This is a genomic window from Streptomyces rugosispiralis (genome assembly GCF_024505145.1).
Taxonomy (GTDB): domain Bacteria; phylum Actinomycetota; class Actinomycetes; order Streptomycetales; family Streptomycetaceae; genus Streptomyces; species Streptomyces rugosispiralis.
In genome coordinates, this window is sequence record NZ_JANIAA010000196.1 from 1 (window position 1) to 721 (window position 721).

Here is a 721-nt window from a genome sequence, read left to right on the forward strand (position 1 = left end):
GCCGTGGCTGGTGGCGTGGCCGGTGGTGAGGCGGGGGTGGGGTTGTTCGGTGGCGAGGGCGGTGAGAGCGGCGGTGGCCTCACTGCCCTCGGTGTCGGTCATGATGACGGCGCGGTGGTCGTGGAGGGTGCGGGTGGTGGCCAGGGACCAGCCGATGTCCAGCGGCTGTGCGGTCACCCCGGATTCCAGGTGGTCGAGGAGCCGTCGGGCCTGCGCCCGCAGGGCGGTTGGGGTCCTGGCGGACAGGACCCAGGGCACGGTCCCGCCGGTCGCCACGAGTCCGGGGGCGTCCGTGCCCTCGTCCGTCCTCGGCGCGGCCTCGGGTTCCGGTTCGGGTGCCTGCTCCAGGATGAGGTGGGCGTTGGTGCCGCTGATGCCGAAGGAGGAGATCCCGGCGCGGCGGGGGTGACCGGTCTCCGGCCAGGGCCGGGCCTCGGTGAGCAGGGACACCGCGCCCGATGCCCAATCCACCTCGGACGTCGGCTCGTCGGCGTGCAGGGACCGCGGAAGCGTGCCGTGCCGCATCGCCAGCACCATCTTGATGACGCTGGACACGCCCGCCGCGGCCAGCGTGTGCCCGGTGTTGGACTTCAGCGAGCCGAGCCATACGGGCTCGTCCCCCGTACGCTCCTGCCCGTAGGTGGCGAGGAGTGCCTGGGCCTCGATGGGGTCGCCGAGGGCGGTGCCGGTGCCGTGGGCTTCGACGGCGTCGATGTCGGCC

General features: G+C 73.6%; 1 protein-coding gene. It reads right to left on the minus strand.

The features are described 5' to 3' along the window. The coding region (locus NP777_RS47030; protein ID WP_305890872.1) for a ketoacyl-synthetase C-terminal extension domain-containing protein at positions 1 to 721 on the minus strand (721 nt) is incomplete at both ends.